Origin of the sequence: Roseateles terrae, assembly GCF_014192155.1 — a bacterium.
Classification (GTDB): domain Bacteria; phylum Pseudomonadota; class Gammaproteobacteria; order Burkholderiales; family Burkholderiaceae_C; genus Roseateles; species Roseateles terrae.
On the sequence record NZ_JACHXO010000001.1, the window covers coordinates 42,220 to 59,521 of the forward strand.

General features: G+C 66.7%; 15 protein-coding genes. 10 read left to right on the forward strand and 5 right to left on the reverse strand.

Features of this window, described 5'->3' with window-relative positions:
* Positions 1-10: 10 nt before the first annotated feature.
* The 5 genes from fdx to FHS28_RS00245 all read left to right on the forward strand — a co-directional run bounded on the left by fdx (position 11) and on the right by FHS28_RS00245 (position 5,199).
* A complete protein-coding gene (gene fdx, locus FHS28_RS00225; protein ID WP_088449622.1) occupies positions 11-349 on the forward strand; it encodes an ISC system 2Fe-2S type ferredoxin in 339 nt (112 codons plus the stop codon).
* Positions 350-364: 15 nt separating this feature from the next.
* A complete protein-coding gene (gene tsaD, locus FHS28_RS00230; protein WP_088449621.1) occupies positions 365-1,405 on the forward strand; it encodes a tRNA (adenosine(37)-N6)-threonylcarbamoyltransferase complex transferase subunit TsaD in 1,041 nt (346 codons plus the stop codon).
* 220 nt (positions 1,406-1,625) lie between these two features.
* Positions 1,626-2,933 (forward strand): branched-chain amino acid ABC transporter substrate-binding protein, encoded by a 1,308-nt coding sequence (locus tag FHS28_RS00235; RefSeq protein WP_088449620.1) that lies wholly within the window; start codon positions 1,626-1,628, stop codon positions 2,931-2,933.
* Between the two features lie 266 nt (positions 2,934-3,199).
* Positions 3,200-4,387 (forward strand): MFS transporter, encoded by a 1,188-nt coding sequence (locus FHS28_RS00240; protein WP_246409526.1) that lies wholly within the window; start codon positions 3,200-3,202, stop codon positions 4,385-4,387.
* Positions 4,388-4,470: 83 nt separating this feature from the next.
* On the forward strand, positions 4,471-5,199 hold the full coding sequence (locus FHS28_RS00245) for a response regulator (protein WP_088449618.1): 729 nt from the start codon (positions 4,471-4,473) through the stop codon (positions 5,197-5,199).
* Between the two features lie 303 nt (positions 5,200-5,502).
* Here FHS28_RS00245 and FHS28_RS00250 read toward each other — a convergent pair whose 3' ends face one another.
* Together FHS28_RS00250 and FHS28_RS00255 are read right to left on the reverse strand one after the other, a co-directional pair.
* The gene (locus FHS28_RS00250; RefSeq protein WP_088449617.1) at positions 5,503-5,718 is read right to left on the reverse strand and encodes a CsbD family protein; all 216 of its coding nucleotides are present in this window, start codon (positions 5,716-5,718) and stop codon (positions 5,503-5,505) included.
* A 143-nt stretch (positions 5,719-5,861) separates the two neighbouring features.
* Positions 5,862-6,074, reverse strand: a complete 213-nt coding sequence (locus FHS28_RS00255) for a hypothetical protein (protein ID WP_088449616.1) — start codon at positions 6,072-6,074, stop codon at positions 5,862-5,864.
* A 538-nt stretch (positions 6,075-6,612) separates the two neighbouring features.
* On the opposite strand from FHS28_RS00255, the gene FHS28_RS00260 reads away from it, so the two are divergent.
* Positions 6,613-6,963: a hypothetical protein gene (locus FHS28_RS00260; protein WP_184293908.1), complete on the forward strand. Its 351-nt coding sequence runs from the start codon at positions 6,613-6,615 to the stop codon at positions 6,961-6,963.
* Between the two features lie 154 nt (positions 6,964-7,117).
* Here the strand turns inward: FHS28_RS00260 and FHS28_RS00265 are convergent, their stop codons facing one another.
* The 3 genes from FHS28_RS00265 to FHS28_RS00275 all read right to left on the reverse strand — a co-directional run bounded on the left by FHS28_RS00265 (position 7,118) and on the right by FHS28_RS00275 (position 12,292).
* On the reverse strand, positions 7,118-7,459 hold the full coding sequence (locus FHS28_RS00265; protein ID WP_088449614.1) for a PRC-barrel domain-containing protein: 342 nt from the start codon (positions 7,457-7,459) through the stop codon (positions 7,118-7,120).
* A gap of 40 nt (positions 7,460-7,499) precedes the next feature.
* Positions 7,500-9,419, reverse strand: a complete 1,920-nt coding sequence (locus FHS28_RS23935) for a carbamoyltransferase family protein (protein ID WP_246409527.1) — start codon at positions 9,417-9,419, stop codon at positions 7,500-7,502.
* Positions 9,420-9,544: 125 nt separating this feature from the next.
* Complete coding sequence (locus tag FHS28_RS00275; RefSeq protein WP_088449613.1) at positions 9,545-12,292, reverse strand: ATP-binding cassette domain-containing protein; 2,748 nt, start codon at positions 12,290-12,292, stop codon at positions 9,545-9,547.
* A gap of 152 nt (positions 12,293-12,444) precedes the next feature.
* Between FHS28_RS00275 and FHS28_RS00280 the strand changes: the two genes are divergently transcribed.
* The 4 genes from FHS28_RS00280 (at position 12,445) to FHS28_RS00295 (ending at position 17,268) form a co-directional block, all read left to right on the forward strand.
* The gene (locus tag FHS28_RS00280; protein ID WP_310736742.1) at positions 12,445-13,314 is read left to right on the forward strand and encodes a YihY/virulence factor BrkB family protein; all 870 of its coding nucleotides are present in this window, start codon (positions 12,445-12,447) and stop codon (positions 13,312-13,314) included.
* Between the two features lie 327 nt (positions 13,315-13,641).
* Positions 13,642-14,928: a hypothetical protein gene (locus FHS28_RS00285; protein WP_088449612.1), complete on the forward strand. Its 1,287-nt coding sequence runs from the start codon at positions 13,642-13,644 to the stop codon at positions 14,926-14,928.
* Positions 14,929-15,139: 211 nt separating this feature from the next.
* Positions 15,140-16,324: a glycosyltransferase gene (locus tag FHS28_RS00290; protein ID WP_221193643.1), complete on the forward strand. Its 1,185-nt coding sequence runs from the start codon at positions 15,140-15,142 to the stop codon at positions 16,322-16,324.
* 2 nt (positions 16,325-16,326) lie between these two features.
* On the forward strand, positions 16,327-17,268 hold the full coding sequence (locus FHS28_RS00295) for an amidohydrolase family protein (RefSeq protein WP_088449610.1): 942 nt from the start codon (positions 16,327-16,329) through the stop codon (positions 17,266-17,268).
* Positions 17,269-17,302: the final 34 nt, after the last annotated feature.

Genomic DNA, 17,302 nt, shown 5'->3' on the forward strand with positions numbered 1-17,302 from the left:
AGGAACCCCCATGCCCATCATCAAGATCCTTCCCCATCCCGAATACGCGCCCGAAGGCCGCACCCTGGAGGCGCCGGCCGGCACCACCATCTGCGAGGCGCTGCTGGACAACGGCGTGGAAATCGAACACGCCTGTGACCAGGTCTGCGCCTGCACCACCTGCCACGTGATCGTGCGGGAAGGCTTCTCGTCCCTCTCCGAGATGGAAGAGAACGAGGAAGACATGCTGGACCGCGCCTGGGGCCTGGAGCCCCATTCGCGTCTGTCCTGCCAGGCCATTCTGTCCAACACGCCGGTGACGGTCGAGATCCCCAAGTACTCGATCAATCACGCCAAGGAAAACCACTGATCCCCGGATCTGTCCATGCGTGTCCTCGGCATTGAATCTTCCTGCGACGAAACCGGCGTGGCGCTGGTGGATGCTTCCGGCGACGGCGTGCCGCGCCTGCTGTCGCATGCGCTGCACAGCCAGATCAGCATGCATCAGGCCTATGGCGGCGTGGTGCCGGAGCTGGCCTCGCGGGATCACATCCGGCGTGTGCTGCCGCTGACGCGTGAGGTGCTGGCGGGCGCGGGCCTGTCGCTGCAGGACATCGACGTCGTCGCCTACACCCAGGGGCCGGGCCTGGCCGGGGCGCTGCTCGTCGGCGCGGGCGTGGCGGCATCGCTGGGCGCAGCGCTGGACCGTCCGGTGCTGGGCGTGCATCACCTGGAAGGGCATCTGCTGTCGCCGTTCCTGTCGGCCGATCCGCCGGAGTTTCCGTTCGTGGCCCTGCTGGTGTCCGGCGGCCACACCCAGCTGATGCGGGTGGACGATGTTGGCAGCTACGAGCTGCTCGGTGAAACCATCGACGACGCCGCCGGCGAAGCCTTCGACAAGTCCGCCAAGCTGCTGGGCCTGCCGTATCCGGGCGGGCCGCACCTGTCGCGGCTGGCGGAGCAGGGGCAGCCCGATGCGTTTGCCTTGCCGCGTCCACTGCTGCACAGCGGCAAGCCAGACTTCAGCTTCGCCGGACTCAAGACGGCGGTGCTGACGCAGGTGCGCAAGCTGGAGCAGCAGCCGGGTGGCATCACTGAGGCGCAGCGGGCCGATCTGGCCGCGTCCACCCAGGCAGCCATCGTGGAAGTGCTGGTGAAGAAATCGATGCTGGCGCTGAAGGAAACGGGGTTGAAGCGTCTCGTCGTGGCCGGTGGCGTGGGCGCCAACCGCCATCTGCGCGAGCAGCTGAATGCCGCCTGCGAGCGCCGCAAGGTGCGGGTGCACTATCCCGAGCTGCATCTGTGCACCGACAACGGCGCCATGATCGCCCTGGCCGCCGCGCTGCGGCTGCAGCGAGACATGGGCGCCCTGACACGCGGAGGCGGCTTTGAAGTCCGTCCGCGCTGGGATCTGGCGTCGATCTGACCGGGGTATGCGAGTGACGGATGAAGGGGCGCGGCCGGCCATGGCGGGGCGCGAGACAGGTGGCGCGCCGGGGATGTTTCGGAACGGGGCCCGGGCTGGCAGGAAGGGCAGTGACAGGCAGGACGGGCAGGGAGGGCCTGCGGCTGCCGTCCCAAAGGTCCGGCGTCGTCCTGGCAGTCTCTCCCACGCTTGTTCAGTGCTCGGGCTTGCGCTTGCGCTGATGGCACACTTCCTTCTCCCCGCCGTCGCTGCTGCTGCCCCTGCTCCAGGGGCGACGCCGGCTCCAGCTCCGACGCCGGCTCGTCTGGCCACATCGACACAGGCCCCCATTCGCCTGGGCCTCATCGAAGGCCTCTCCGGCCCGTTGGGCAATGGCGGAGAAGCGGTCTTTCGCAACCTCATCTGGGCCAGTGAACGGGTGAATGCCCGCGGCGGCGTGAAGCTGCCGGGCGGTGCGCGTCCGCTGCAGGTGGTGCGCTACGACAGCAAGGGCTCGGTGGAGGAATCCCTCTCCATGCTGCGCGCCGCGACCGACCAGGGGGTGAAGCTCGTCCTGCAGGGGAACAGCTCGGCGGTGGCCAGTGCCCTCATCAGCGCTCTGGAGCGCCACAACGAACGCGACCCTGACCACCGCGCGCTGCTGCTGAACTATGCGGCGGTGGACCCGGTGCTGACCGGCGCGCAATGCAGCTTCTGGCACTTCCGCTTTGACGCCCATACCGACATGCGGCTGGCGGCGCTGGTGGAAGTGATGGCGCAGGACCGGCAGATCAAGAAGCTCTATCTCATTGGCCAGGACTACAGCTTCGGCCAGCACCTGCGCACACAGGCGCGGGCGATGCTGGCGCAGCGGCGGCCGGACCTGGAGATCGTCGGCGACGAACTGCATCCGCTGGGCCGGGTGAAGGACTTCATGCCCTATGCCAGCAAGATCCGCAGCAGCGGTGCGCAGGCGGTGCTGACCGGCAACTGGGGCAATGACCTGACGCTGCTCATCAAGTCTGCGCGGGATCTTGGCCTGAACACCCGCTTCTACACCTTCTACGGCAACGCGCTCGGCGTGCCGGGCGTGCTCGGTGAGGCCGGTGTGGACCGGGTGCTGGCGGTGGCCGAATGGCATCCCAATGCGGGCGACATGGCGTCCGAGCGCTTCTACCAGGCGTTTCGCCAGCGCTTCCCGAAGCCGGAAGACGACTACCTGCACGCCCGCATGCAGCTGATGGTCGAGATGCTGGTGGCGGCGATGGAAAAGGCCGGGACGGATGAGCCGCGCGCCGTGGCGCTGGCCCTGGAGAACCTGCGTCTGGATGGCCGCAAGCTGGGCGTGGCGCATCAGGGCTGGATGCGTCCGGCGGACCATCAGCTGCAGCAGCCACTGTATGTGAGCATCATGCGTCGCGCCGGGGAGGCGGGCGTGCCCCACGACAACGAGGGCTCGGGCTACGGCTTCAGGACCTTGCGCTATCTGGATGCGGCGCAGGCCGAGGTGCCGGAGACGGCCTGCCGGATGAAGCGGCCGGCGCGTTGAGCGTGGCAGGCGCCAGCCGTGCGAGCGGCGTTCCATCGGTGCTACGGCGCTGACTACACTCGTCCGCTTCCGGCCTCGCCGCCGTCGCGGCCGGTTTCTTCAACCCGAGCCTGCGGGGTGGTCCTGCCGTGACTGTGCCTTCGTCCTCTCCATCACCTTCGTCGTCCGGATCTGCCGGGACCGCCGGGACCGCCGGAACGAACGAGACCGCTGAGCCCGCCAGCGTCTTCGGCCAACGCGCCTTCACCACCTTCCTCGCCGCCCGGCTGCTGGCCGTGCTCGCAGGCCAGATCCAGGCGGTGGTGGTGGCGTGGCAGGTTTACGATCTGACCCGTCAGCCCCTGGCCCTGGCCTATGTGGGGCTGGCCCAGTTCCTCCCGATGCTGGTGCTGCTGCTGCCCGCCGGCGACCTGATCGACCGCTTCAGCCGCAAGCCCATCCTGGCGCTGAGCTGGGGCCTGAGCGGCCTGTGCGGCGCCGGCCTGTGGTGGCTCGCGGGGCACGGCCATGCCGGTGTGAGTGGCATCTACGCGGTGCTGGTCGTGTTTGGCTGTGCCCGGGCCTTTTCCGGCCCGGCGCTGCAGAGCCTGCTGCCGCAGGTCGTGCCACGTGAGCAACTGGCCCAGGCCATCGCCGCCAACAGCATGCTGATGCGGGCGGCCAATATCGGCGGCCCCTTCGTCGGTGGGCTGCTCTACGCCTGGGGCGGCGCGCAGCTGACCTTCGCCGTCTGCTGCATCTGTTTTGCGCTCGGCACCGCGCTGTTCGTGCTGGGGGTGCGGGTGAGGCCCGTGGCCGTCTCCCTGGCCGCCACCCAGGGCAACATCTGGCAGCGCTTCGGCGCCGGCATCCATTTCATCCGCACCCGGCCGATCATTCTCGGCACCATCTCGCTCGACCTGTTTGCGGTGCTGCTGGGCGGCGTCGTGGCCCTGCTGCCGATCTATGCCGCCGAGGTGCTGCATGCGGGTCCGCAGGGCCTGGGGGCGCTGCGCAGCGCGATGGCGGTGGGGGAGGTCAGTGCTGGGCTCTATCTGAGCATGCGTCCGTTTGACCGGCGGGTCGGCCGCACGATGTTCATCGCGGTGGCCATCTTTGGCCTGGCCAATCTGGTGTTTTCCTTGTCGACGACTTTCTGGCTGTCCTTCGCCGCGCTGATGGTGGCGGGAGCGGCGGACATGGTCAGCGTCTACATCCGCGGTGCACTGGTGCAGTTCTCCACGCCGGACGACATGCGGGGCCGGGTGAATGCGGTCAACATGCTGTTCATCGGATCGTCCAATGAGCTGGGTGAGTTCCGCGCGGGCAGCGCGGCGGCTGCGCTGGGCGTGGTGCCCGCTGCGGTGACCGGGGCGCTGTGCACCCTGGGCGTCGTGAGCGCCTGGGCGGTGCTGTTCAAGCCGTTGCGCCGGGTGAACCGGTTCGAAGAGGCAACGCCATCCCTCACACGCTGAACCGTCAGCCCCTAACTCCATCAGGGAATCGACGCAGCAGGGGCATCCACCGATGATGCCTGCCGTTCCGGTATCGTACGCGCATGGCCGATCTGCCTTCCCATCTCCCGCCCCAAGTGACGCCTGAGGCGTCAGAACCGCCCGCCGCCCCGAGCGCTGCGGGCGAGGCGGGGGCGTCGGTCACCGGCCGCGGCGGCGCGCCCATCCGCATCCTCACGGTGGACGACCACCCGCTGCTGCGCGAAGGCATTGCCGGGACCCTGGAGGATGAGCCCGACCTGCGCCTGGTCGCGGAAGCCGCCAGCGGTCAGGAAGCCCTGGCCCGGTTTCGGGAGCACCGCCCGGACATCACCCTGATGGATGTGCGCCTGCCCGACATGGACGGCATCGACTGCATGGCAGCGCTGCGGCAGGAGTTCCCGGATGCCCGCATCATCATCCTGACCACCTACCGTGGCGATGTACAGGTGCGCCGGGCGCTGGCGGGCGGGGCGATGGGGTATCTGCTCAAAAGCATGCTGCGCAAGGACCTGGTGGACACCATCCGTGTGGTGCATGACGGCCAGCGCTGCATCCCGGGCGAGGTCGCTCGCATGCTGGATGAGGACAGCGAAGGCAGCCTTTCTCCGCGCGAGATCGAGGTGCTCCGCCTGGTGGCGGAGGGCCGCTCCAACAAGCGGGTCGGTGTGGCGCTGGGGGTGAGCGAGGAAACGGTGAAGATGCACATGAAGAGCGTGCTCTCCAAGCTCAATGCCAATGACCGAACCCACGCGGTCACCATCGCGCTCAAACGCGGCTATTTCTCTCCCTGACATTCGCCGACTGCGCAAAAAAAAAGGCCGCGCAGGTCCGAGGACACCGCGCGGCAATAGGGAGGATGCAGTCAGAGAGTCAGAGAGAGTCACAAGTCAAACGCAAAAACCAAAGAGCGAGGGAAGGGGACTTCCCTGTTGCCCGCCATCCGACTCGTCAGCCTCACGATGGCCTGTGAGACGGATGGGGAGCAGAGCGTGCCATCGCTGGCGCGCTCAAGCGGCACAGGCCGCTTGATCCACACAAGCAGCTGAAGCCGCTTGCTTCATACCAGCAGCCGAAGCGGCTGGGTCAGACATTCATCACGACAGCCAGCGGTCGTCCGCGCTGTTCTGCCAGGTGTCGAGCTGGCGGTCCGCTTCATCGCGGGCAATGCCATACCGCTCCTGGATCTTGCCGGAGAGCTGGTCGCGCTTGCCGGCAATCACGTCGATGTCGTCATCGGTCAGCTTGCCCCATTGCTCGCGGACCTTGCCCTTGAGTTGGGTCCAGTTGCCTTCGATTCGGTCCCAGTTCATGGTGAACTCCTTGTGGGTGGGAATGAGTTCACTGTAGCGAAGGGGCCGTTGTTCTCAGGTCAGACAAGCCTCGAAGCGTTTGTAGGACAGAGCCTCAGCGACTGGGCTGGCGTCGGATCGCGACGCCTACGCCTGCGACGCCATCAATGTTTCAGCACGTGAGGCGGCAGGTAATCTTTGCCCACCATGGCGCGGGCGAAGAGGTAGTTGTTACGCGCCCGGGCAGGGAGGCTGTCCAGATCGACATGGCCTTCGTGGTCACACGGGAAGGACATGGCGCGGCCCGGATCGAACAGCGATTCGAAGCGCACTTCATAGTGCTGCAGGTCTTCAGCGGAGATGTTGAGGGTGCTCATCGGATTCTCCTTGCGGGAAGCTTTGAGTGAACTATCGGCGGCAGAGGTTCCGACGCCCATAGGTGCAGTTCGGTGCTCGCTGTCGGTCATGCGAACCGGCGGTTGTACGGTTTCGTCCTACACCCGTCGCGAGATGACTCTTCCTTGCAATCCGCGAGCCAGGGCGCCGTACGGCACTGCAGCTGCCCCTTGCAAACATCGGTTTCCAGGTGCCGCCCGGTCCCTTCGCAGGGCGACGCCCTTCCTTCAGGTGTCGGTTGTGGGAGAGCACCTACAGCCGGTTGCGGCCTTGGCCGCTTCGAGGGCCCCTGGGGCGACGGGCACCATGTGTTCATCGCAACCCGATCTGTTCCCCAGCCCAGCTTTGGCATGTGGTGCGGCGCCATCCGCCCTCATGTCTCTCACGACGCACGAGGTCTCCCATGGACGACATGCTGATGCTGATGACGCTGGCTTCCTGCACCGCCACAGCCCTGGCCTTGCGCCTGTGGCAGTTTCTGGATGACCTGGGACAGGACGATCACCTGGAGGATTTGCCATGAGCGCCCGACCCCCTTTGCCCCCCGAGCATCCCGCTGACGAGTCCGTGCTGGACGCCTCGGTCGCCATGCAGCAGGTGGATGATCAACCGCTGGACAACAGCGCCTTTGTCTGCGGCGATGTGAGCTACCGCACCGGCGACGGCCCGATGCTGCAGATCCCGCAGGGACCGATCAAGGTCTCGGTGGGGGACCATGATGTCACCCTGGGCTGGGAAGACGAGGACAACCGCATGAGCGCGGTGATGCCGCGCACTGAATATGCGCGTTTTGTCGGAACCGGCGCCATCAAGCCGGTGGTGTCGGCCGGCTCGTCGGCGACGACATCGGTCCCGCCCACCGCAGACTGACGCCGCAGTCGACCGCCGGGTGCCGCGAGCGCCCGGTCCATCGGCCCGCTGAGAAGTGCCCATGAAAATCGCCCCCGAGGGGGCGATTCTTCATTGCAGGATTCTCAAACACACAGCGCCTGGGGACCGTCCCCAGGCGTTTTGCTTCACAGCCTTACATCCACGCCACACCGTAGTAGTCGTAGATCTTGCGGCCATATTCGTCGGAATACTCCGGACGTTCGGCCTGCGCGTACTTCGGTGCCTTCTCCAGCTGGTCTTCACGCAGCGGCACGACATAACCGTCCAGGCCGGTGTCGTACTTCAGCATGTTCCAGGGGATGGGATAACGGTCGGTGCCGATGCCCATGAAGCCGCCGAATTCCAGCGCCGCGTAACGGACCAGGCCGGAACGCTTGTCGATGACGAGGTTGTCGATGGTGCCGAGCTTGTCGCCATTGCCGTTATAGACCTTGGTGCCTTCAACGCGGTCTGACGAGATGGTGGTGCTTGCCATAGGGTCTCCTTTGGGGTTGCTACAGGCCATTGATGGCAAATCACGTGCCGCGACGCTTCGGTTTTTCGAGAATGAAGGAGCCGATGACCAGCGCGTCCAGCGGCGTGCTGAAGAAGGCCTCCAGCGCCGCCTTGGGCGACCCGACGATCGGCTCGCCGCGCACGTTGAACGAGGTGTTCACCAGCACCGGCACCCCGGTGAGCCGGCCCACGGCGGCGAGCAGGTCGTGGAAGACCGGATTGGTGGCGCTGTCGACCGTCTGCACGCGGGCGGTGCGGTCGGTGTGCAGGGCGGAGGGAATGCGCTCACTGCAACCGGCCTTGACCCGATACACAAACAGCATGAAGGGGGACTCCCCCTGGTTGGCCTCGGCCGGCTCGAACCAGTCGGCAAGGTCTTCACGATTGATCGCCGGCGCGACCGGGCGAAAGTCCTCCCGGTCCTTCAGCTCATTCAAGCGGGCCTGCATGGCGGGATCGATCGGCGAGGCCAGCAGCGATCGCGCGCCCAGGGCCCGGGGGCCGAATTCCATCCGTCCCTGGAACCAGCCGATGACCTTGTGGTCGGCGAGCAGGCGGGCGGTGTCCTCGGCCACATTCTCCGAGCGGCGATAGTCCAGCTGCGCCCATTGGAGCAGGGCCTCGATCTCTTCATCGGTGAAGGCCGGGCCCAGGTAGGCGTGCTGCATCGACCAGACGCGTGGGGCCAGTGCAAAGCTGCCACGCTCACCGGTCAGCGCCCCTTCGACCTCGGCCTCGCCCCCCGAGGCCTGCGTCAGGGTGGCCACGGCCGCGGCTTCGGCGCGCGGCATGGGGGCCTGGGAGGCTGCGGGGGTGGCCGAGGCCGCGAAGGTGGCGGCGGTCCCGGTGTCGGCCTCGTGCCGGCGCTCGCGCGCATCCACCCACAAGGCGGCGCCCAGGGCCGTCCCGGCATCACCGGCCGCTGGCTGGACCCACACCTCGCGGAAGATGCCGGCGTCCCGCAGCCGCGCATTCATCACGCAGTTCAGCGCCACACCGCCGGCCATCGCCAGCCGGTCTTCACCGCTGGCCTCGCGCAGCCAGCCGGCCATCCGCAGCACCGTGTCCTCCAGCACCTCCTGCAGCGAGGCCGCCAGGTCCAGATACCCCTCCGTCATCGCGGAGCCGGGCACACGGCGCGGACCGAACATCTTCTCCAGATCCATCGGTCGAATTTCATACCGACCGTCCGGCATCACCTGCACATGTGACTTCAGCAACTCGGCGTGGCGGGGCGTGCCCAGCGCGGCGAGCGCCATGACCTTGTACTCGTCGCTGGAGTGCAGGAAGCCCAGGTAGGACGTCACCTGCTCATACAGCAGGCCCAGCGAGTGCGGCACGTTCACTTCGCCCATCGCCTCGTAGCGGTTGTTGCGATAACGGCCATAGCAGGTGGAGGCATGCTCGCCGCGGCCATCCAGCGTCATCACCGCGCAGCTGGAGAAGGGCGCCGCCAGGAAGGCACTCGCCTGGTGGCACAAGTGGTGCGGCACAAAATGCCAGCGGTAAGGCGCACGGTCATGCTTGACGCCGGTGAAGCGCTTGCGCAGGTGGTGCGGCACGCCATCGGTCAGCTGCCGCGGTGCGTTCAGGATGTAGGCCGCAAACAGCGGATCCCACGGGCTCTCCCAGTCGCCACGATCAAAGTCCGACGGGCGCAGTGGCAGGGTGAAGCGCTGATCCGGCGCCCGCTCGCCGATGAAGTGGTGCGGGTCAAAGCTGTAAGCCACATGCGAGACCTCGGCCAGCGTCACGCCGGCTTCCTTCAGGCAATAGTCAATGGCGTTGTAGGGCAGCTCCCAGGCGGTGAAGGGCACCGGGCGCTTGCCGTGCTTGATGCGGGTGAAGCGTTCTTCCTCGGCCGCGGCCAGCACTTCCCCATTGCGCAGCAGGGCCGCGGCGGAGTCGTGAAAGCTGGCGTTGATGCCGAGCGTGAACAGCGGTCGGCCCGAGGACGATGCGGACTGAACGTCGGCCGCGGCGGATGCCGTGCCCACGGAAGCGGTGGAAGACAGTGACATGCGGACTCCTGACGTGAGGGGTGATCGGTGATGGGAAAGCTTCTTCATGCATGCACCCGCGCCAGTTGACGCAGTGCACGCACCAATTCATCGGGGTTGACCGGTTTGGACATGTGGCGCTGGAAGCCCGCCACCAGGGCCCGCAGCCGGTCTTCCGGCTGCGCCATGCCGGTCAGGGCCACGGCGGGCAGCCGCTGGTCCAGGGGCACATCCCGCTGGGCTTCCAGCGTGCGGATGCTGCGCACCACGGCATGGCCGTCTTCCGGCCCCAGGGCGATGTCGCAGACCAGCACATCCGGCCAGTCCGCGGTGGCGCGGGCATTCAGGCGGGTCAGCGCCTCATGCCCCGAGCTGATGCGTTCAGTGCGGGCGCCGTCGTGTTCCAGCAGATAACCCAGCGAGCTGAGGGCGTCCTCGTCATCGTCGACGCACATGACGTTCAACCCACTCAGCGGATGGGACTGCGCGGCCACCAGCTCGTCCAGCGGCACGGTCTCGGTGGGAATCACTTCATGGACCACCGCCGTGGGCAGCGGCGCGGGGGCGAGGGCGGGCAGCGGGAAGTCCAGCTGGTATTGCTGCACCCCGACAAACGGATCCTTGAGCACCGTCAGATGGCCGTTGGTCCCGGCCACCAGCGTGCGCAGCTCCAGCGTGTCCGGCGCTTCCTGCCGCTCCAGGTCCAGTCGGCCGTGATACCCGATGGTCAGGGAGCTGGCCATCAGCCCCCGGGCCAGCCGGGCTTCCATACGGCCTCCGGTGGCACCATGCAGCCCCAGCTGGCACATCAGCTGCACGATGCGGGCCATGCGGGCTGCATCGCCGATGATGCTGGCGACGTCCAGGTCGATGTCGGTGTAGAGCTCGGTGTCCGCGGCCACAAGCTGCTCGCGCAGGCTGTCCAGGCTCAGCACCAGGAGGCCCGCCAGGTTCACCGGATGCTGCGCCAGCCGGCGCTCCAGCGTCTCGGCCTGCTGCTGCTGGCGCTGCAGTTCCCACAGCTGCGCATACAGTCCCCGGTGGGCCAGCAGGTCGTCATGGCGACCGCGCTCGGCGATGCGGCCGCGATCCATCACGATGATCTCGTCGGCGCCGACGATGGTGGAGAGCCGGTGGGCGATGATCAGCGAGGTGCGGTCCTTGGCCACATTCTCCAGCGCGCCCTGAATGGCCCGTTCGGCCCGGGTGTCCAGCGCCGAAGTGGCCTCATCCAGCACGATGATCGGCGGATTCTTCAGGAAGGCCCGTGCAATCGCGATGCGCTGCTTCTCCCCACCCGACAGCCGTGAGCCGCGTTCGCCCACCACGGTGTCGTACTGCTCCGGCAGCAGCCGGATGAAATCGTCCGCCTGTGCGGCGCGTGCGGCAGCCACCAGTTCCTCGCGGGTGGCGCCGGGTTTCCCGTAGCCGATGTTGTAGGCGATGGTGTCGTTGAAGAGCACCGGGTCCTGCGGCACCACGCCGATCACCTGGCGCAGGCTCTCCTGCGAAATCTGGCGCAGGTCCTGCTGACCGATGCGCACCAGGCCGCGGTCGGGGTCATACATGCGCATCAACAGCCGCGCGAGCGTGGACTTGCCGGAGCCGCTGCTGCCCACCACCGCAAAGGTCTTGCCGTGGGGAATCTCCAGGCTGAGGTCGTGCAGGATCTGCCGCTGCGGGTCGTATCCGAAGTCGATGTGCTCGAAGCGGACGGTCGTGTCCCTCTCGGCCAGCGGAGCCGCATCGGGCGCGTCCTGGATGTCGGGTTGCTGATCGAGCAGGGTGAACAGCGCTTCGGTATTGAGCAGCGCATCGCGCGTCTCGCGGAAGACAAAGCCCAGCGTGTTCAGCGGCAGGAACACCTGAATGAGATAGGCGTTGACCAGCACCAGGTCACCGATGCTCATGCGGCCCTGCACCGTGTCCTGCCCCGCCATCAGCATGACACCGGCCACGCCGGCGGCAATGATGGCGGCCTGCCCCAGATGAAGGGCCGACAGCGTCTTCTGGCTGGACACGCTGCCCTCCACAAACTCCGACAGCACGCTGCCATACCGTGCACGCTCCGACTGTTCGCGGCCATGAGACTTCACCGCGTCGTAGTTCAGCAGGGTGTCGATCAGCAGGCCGTGCGCGCGCGAGTCGAAGGCGTTCATCACCCGCTGCTTCTCCACCCGGGCACGGGTCATCCAGCCGGTCCACACGGCGTACAGCACCATGCTGGCGCTGATGACAAACACGAAGTTCAGTCCGTAGTGCAGCAGCACGACCAGCACGGCCGCGAACTCGACCGCCGTCGGCACCACGGTGAACACGCCGGCGCCCAGCAGATAACCCAGACCGCCCGTGCCTCGTTCCACCTCCCGCACCAACGCGCCGGTATTGCGCTGTGCATGAAAGCGTGGGCTCATGGACAGCAGATGCGCGAAAGCGCGTTCGGAGAAGCCGCTCACCACCTGTTTACCCACCCGCGCAAAGACCAGGTCCCGCAATTCGGTAAACAGGGTGCTCGCATATCGCAGCAGGGCGTAACCGATCAGCAGCCAGACCGGGAGGCTCAGCGCGACCGTCAGCACCTCGCCAGCGGCTGGGGCCGGGACGGATGTCGCACCTGCAGCGCCCGTCATGACCGGTAATGGCGTGAGGTGATCAACGATCTGCTTGAGCAGGCCCGGCACGCCGACGGCGGCCAGCTTGGAGGCCACCAGCAGCACCATGGCCAGGAGCACCCGCCAGCGCCATGGCCACAAGGCGGACCATAGACCGGAGGCCACCTGGGATGTGGTCGGGCGAGGGGGGCTGGACTCCATGCGCCTCTCCCGCAATCCGCGTTCCTGAGAGTGACCCGGGGAATGGCTTCAGGTATTACCCTTGCTGTGGTGGGGCTTCGTGCCCTCATGACACCCACGCCAGGAGACTCATCATCAAGCTGCCGACCCCTCTCAAGGAAGCCGCCGAGCTGATCACCGAAGCCGCCCAGGGCTGGAGCGACGACAACGTGCCCAGCATGGGCGCAGCGCTGGCCTACTACACGCTGTTTTCCATCGCGCCGCTGCTGCTCATCGTGATTGCAGTGGCGGGCCTGGTGTTCGGAGAACAGGCTGCACGCGGCGAAGTCATGGACCAGCTTTCCGACCTCATCGGTCTGCAGGGCGCCATGGCGGTGGAAGATCTCCTCAAGCGTGTCAACCGGCCGGAGGAGGGCGGCTGGGCGGCCATCATCGGCACGGTGGTGCTGATCATCGGCGCCACCTCGGTCTTCGCCGAGCTGCAGAACTCGCTCAACCGCATCTGGAAGGTGCCGCCACCGAAGTCGGTGCCGGTGTGGCACAGCCTCTGGGCGGTGGTGCGGCGGCGGCTGCTGTCGCTGGGGCTGATCATGGGGCTGGGCTTCCTGTCGATGGTCTCGATGGTCGCCAGTGCGGCGCTGGCGGCCATGGGCAAGTGGTGGACGCCCTGGCTGGGGGACGACTTCCTGCTGCTGGCGCAGCTGCTCAATGCCGGCCTCTCCTACGCGCTCATCACCGTGATGTTTGCGGTGATCTACAAGTGGGTGCCGGATGTTCCGATCCGCTGGCGGGACGTGTGGGTCGGTGCGCTGATTACCGCCGCCCTGTTCAGCCTGGGCAAGTCACTCATCGGGCTTTACATCGGGCGCAGTGCCGTCAGCTCGGCCTATGGCGCGGCGGCGTCGCTGGTGGTGATGATGCTGTGGGTGTACTACTCCACCCAGGTGTTCCTGATGGGTGCCGAACTGAGCTGGGCCTTCTCGCGTCGCCACAGTCTGAAGGAGCACGTCATGAGCCCCGAGGCCGATGTCAATGGGTCGTGAACGGTGCTGTCAGTGAACGTACGCGCAGGCTAAGCGCGTGTTAGCGCGATCATTGAATCAGGCGAATGAATTTTCCATTCCGATTCATTCTTCCGCTTTGTCAAAACGCCTGCAAATATCGATTCCATCGGGGTTTCCAGTCGCAACGCCTGCAGCAAGAAACGCTTCTCCGTCGTCCTCGGCGTCCTTCTTTTTATTTGTTGTGGTTGAGTCGCTTCGGCACACCCATTGCCGAATCGAAGTACGGACCCAGGCCACCAGGGATCTTTCAGGTCCCCCGGCTGTCGAGGTTTGTTCAACCGTTCAGACGAACGAAAGGAATGCGACATGAACCAGCAAGGGCAACACCGAGGACGCAGTGACGAGCAGCGCCGCAATGAAGGACAACAAGAACAGTCCTCGCAGCGCAGCGGCTACGGCCAGCAGTACGGCAGCCAGCAGGGGCAGCAGTACGGCAGCTCGCAAGGGCAACACGGCCAGCAGTCCTACCAGGGTCAGGGCGGACAACGGGACGATTACGGACAAGGCGGCTACCAGGGCGGCTATCAAGGGGGCTCCCAAGGCAGCTACCCCGGCAGCATGCAGGGCGGCTCGCGCAGCTATGAAGGCAGCGAAGGCTACGCCGGTTATCAGAGCGGCAGCCAGCAAGGCAACTATCGCGACCAGGGCCCGCGCCATGAAGGCTCGCGCGAAGACCGTGGCGGCTCGCAGGACTTCAGCGGCCACTATGGCGCTTCCAGCGGCTATGGCTCCGGCTCGGGCGGCTACGGCGGCCAGAGTGGCTATGGCGGCAACTATGGCGGCCAGGGCAGCTACGGAGGCCAGAGCGGCTATGGTGGCCAGAGCAACTACGGCAGCCAGGGCGGTTATGGCGGGCAGGGCGGCTACGGCGGCTCCAGCCAGGGCATGCAAGGCATGCAAGGGCACCAGGGCGGCTATCAGGGCGGCAACTACCAGTCGGGCGGCTACGGCCAGCAAGCCGGCGGGTATGGTCAGCAGTCCGGGGGCTACCAGGGCGGCAACTACCAGGGCGGCGGCTATCAAGGCGGCTCCCAGGGGGGTTACCAGGGCGGCGGCTATCAAGGCTCGCAGGGCGGCATGGGTGCCTCTCAAGGCGGTTATCAGGGCGGCTCTCAGGGCTCGCAATCGTCCCAGGGCGGCTACGGCGGTTATGGCCAGGGCCAGAACTACGGCAGCAGCCAGCAGACCCACCACGATCCGGACTACCACCAGTGGCGCACCGAGCAGCTGCGCAATCTCGATGACGACTATCACTCCTGGCGCCAGGATCGCTACAAGAAGTTCAGCGAGGACTTCAACAAGTGGCGCTCCAACCGCGGCGGCAGCGGCAGCAGCAGCTCGTCGGACACCTCCGATCTGTCGGTCGGCAGCAGCTCCATGGGCGGCAGCTCCGGCGGCCTGACGGGTTCCAGCGGGTCCACCGGCGCTTCCGGTTCCTCGGGCCTGTCCGGTTCGTCCGGCTCCGGCTCGCTGGGCGCTTCGGGCTCGTCGGGCTCCACCGGCAGCACGGGCGCTTCGAGCCTGGGCACCGGCAGTGACAGCAGCTCGGGCTCGTCCCTGTCCTCCTCCTCTTCGTCCAGCAAGACGAAGTAAGCCCGGTTCCCGCCGACGGCGCCTCCGCGGACCTGTCCGCGGAGCCTCTGCGGATGCCGTCGGCGGGGCCTCGGGATGTGTATCAGCGGCAGGACCATCGGCGGTCCGGGCCGCCGTCCAGCCGGACCCTGGTGTCCGGCTCCCGCCGGCAGCAATGCCGGCCATTCAACACCTTCCGAGGCGCCGTGTCTGCGCGTGCCCGGAACACAAGATGCCACATCTCATCGTGTTCTCGCATTTGCGCTGGGGATTTGTCTATCAGCGTCCTCAACATCTGATGTCGCGGCTCGCGTCCGCTTACCAGGTGCTCTTCATCGAAGAACCGGTGCTGGATCGCACCGGTCCGGCGCGGATCGAGAGCCGATTGGAATCCCCTCCCGGCGGCGGTGCACCGGTCGAGGTGCTGGTGCCCTACACACCGGTCAGCGCCCCCGGCTTCGACGATGCGCAGCTGCCCAGTTTGCTGCCCCTGCTCGAACAGGCACTGGCCGAGCGCGGCGTGCGCGACTATCTCGTCTGGCTCTACACCCCGATGGCCTTGCCGCTCACGGCGGAGCTGATGCCCCGCGCCCTGGTGTATGACTGCATGGACGAGCTCTCGGCCTTCAAACATGCGCCGCCCCAGCTGCGTCAGCGCGAAAGTGCCCTGATGCAGTCGGCGGATCTGGTGCTGTGTGGCGGACCTGCCCTGCATCAGGCCAAGCGCCACCAGAATCCGCGTGTCTATTGCCTGCCCAGTGCGGTGGACGCCGCTCACTTCTCGCCGATGCGGCTGGACGCCAGCAGTGCGGAAGCGGCAGAAGCCGAACGGATGCAGGCCGGCATCGGCGGACCGCGCCTGGGCTTCTTTGGTGTGATCGACGAACGCATGGACCTGGCCCTGGTGAATGCCATGGCTGCTGCGCGTCCGGACTGGCAATTCGTGATGGCCGGCCCCGTCGTCAAGATCTCGCAGGAAGACCTGCCGCGCCATCCCAATCTGCATTGGCTGGGCATGCAGCGTTATCCCGTGCTGCCGTACCTGCTTTCCAGCTGGGACGTCTGCCTGATGCCGTTTGCACTCAATGAATCGACCCGCTTCATCAGCCCGACCAAGACGCTGGAATATCTGGCGGGCGAAAAGCCGGTCGTCAGCACCCCGGTGACCGACGTGGTGGGCCTGTATGGCTCGGTGGTGCGTGTGGCCGATGACGCGGAAGGCTTTTTGCGCCACTGCGAAGAGGCGCTGGGCTTGAGCGCCGCGCAGCGGCAGCGTGAGGTGCAGTCCTCGATGGCGGTGGTGGCCGCCTCCAGCTGGGATGCCAGCGCGGCGCAGGTGCGCCGCTGGCTGGCCGATGTGGCCCGTCCGGCCCATCCGCTGGCCGCTGTGGCCGGCACCCGGTTGAGGGCTGCCTGACCATGATCATCGACGCCCACCTTCACTGCACCGGTCGGGAAAATACCGACGATGTGCTGCGCACCCTGGATGAAGCCGGCATCGACAAGGGCGTGCTGCTGGCCCCGTTTCTCGGGGACGGCTACTCGCTGGACGACGCCGCCTCGCTGCGGCGGGCCAATGAGCATCTCTCGCGCCTGGTGCGCCGTCATCCGGACCGCCTGATCGGCTTTGCGGTGGTCGATCCACGCGACCCCCAGGCGCCGGAGGACCTTCGCTACGCGATTGAAGACCTCGGTCTGCGCGGCTGCAAGATGGTGCCGACCGGCTGGTATCCGTATGAAGAGCGGGTACAGCCGGTGTTCGCCGTCGCCAATGCGCTGGCCTTGCCGCTGCTGTTCCACAGCGGCATCTTCATCGACGGGCGCTCGGGGCGCTTTTGCCGTCCCACCTATTTCGAGGCGCTGCGTGACCATCCGCGCACGCGGGTGGCGCTGGCCCACATGGGCTGGCCCTGGACCGATGAGGCGCTGGCGGTCGCGCTGATCGACCGCATCCACGGCATCCCGCATGAACAGGCGCAGTTCCGCCTGGACATTTCCTTCGGACCGCCACCGGCCTATCGCCGCGAGGTGCTGGCCCGCATGCTGGATGTGCTGGGCGCCGGCTCGCTGCAATTCGGCAGCGATTGTTTCCTGCCGTGTTCCGGCGCCCATGTGAAGGAGCGCCGACAGTGGGTGACGGACCTGATGGATGAACTGGATCTGGGCGCCGACACCCGCCAGCGCATCTGGTGCGACACCGCAGCCGCGTGGCTCGGTCTCAAGCTGGATGCGGACGCCGGGACGCAAAGCCGCGCCCATCCGTCGCATCTGCTGCCCCGTCTCAGTGCCAATGATGAGGACGGTGCCGGTGGCGCCGCCCAAGCCCAGGTGCCGCGCCCCTGGCGTCCGATCTGCTGCTGATCAGCAGCATCGGCGGGCCGCGGAAGATCAACGA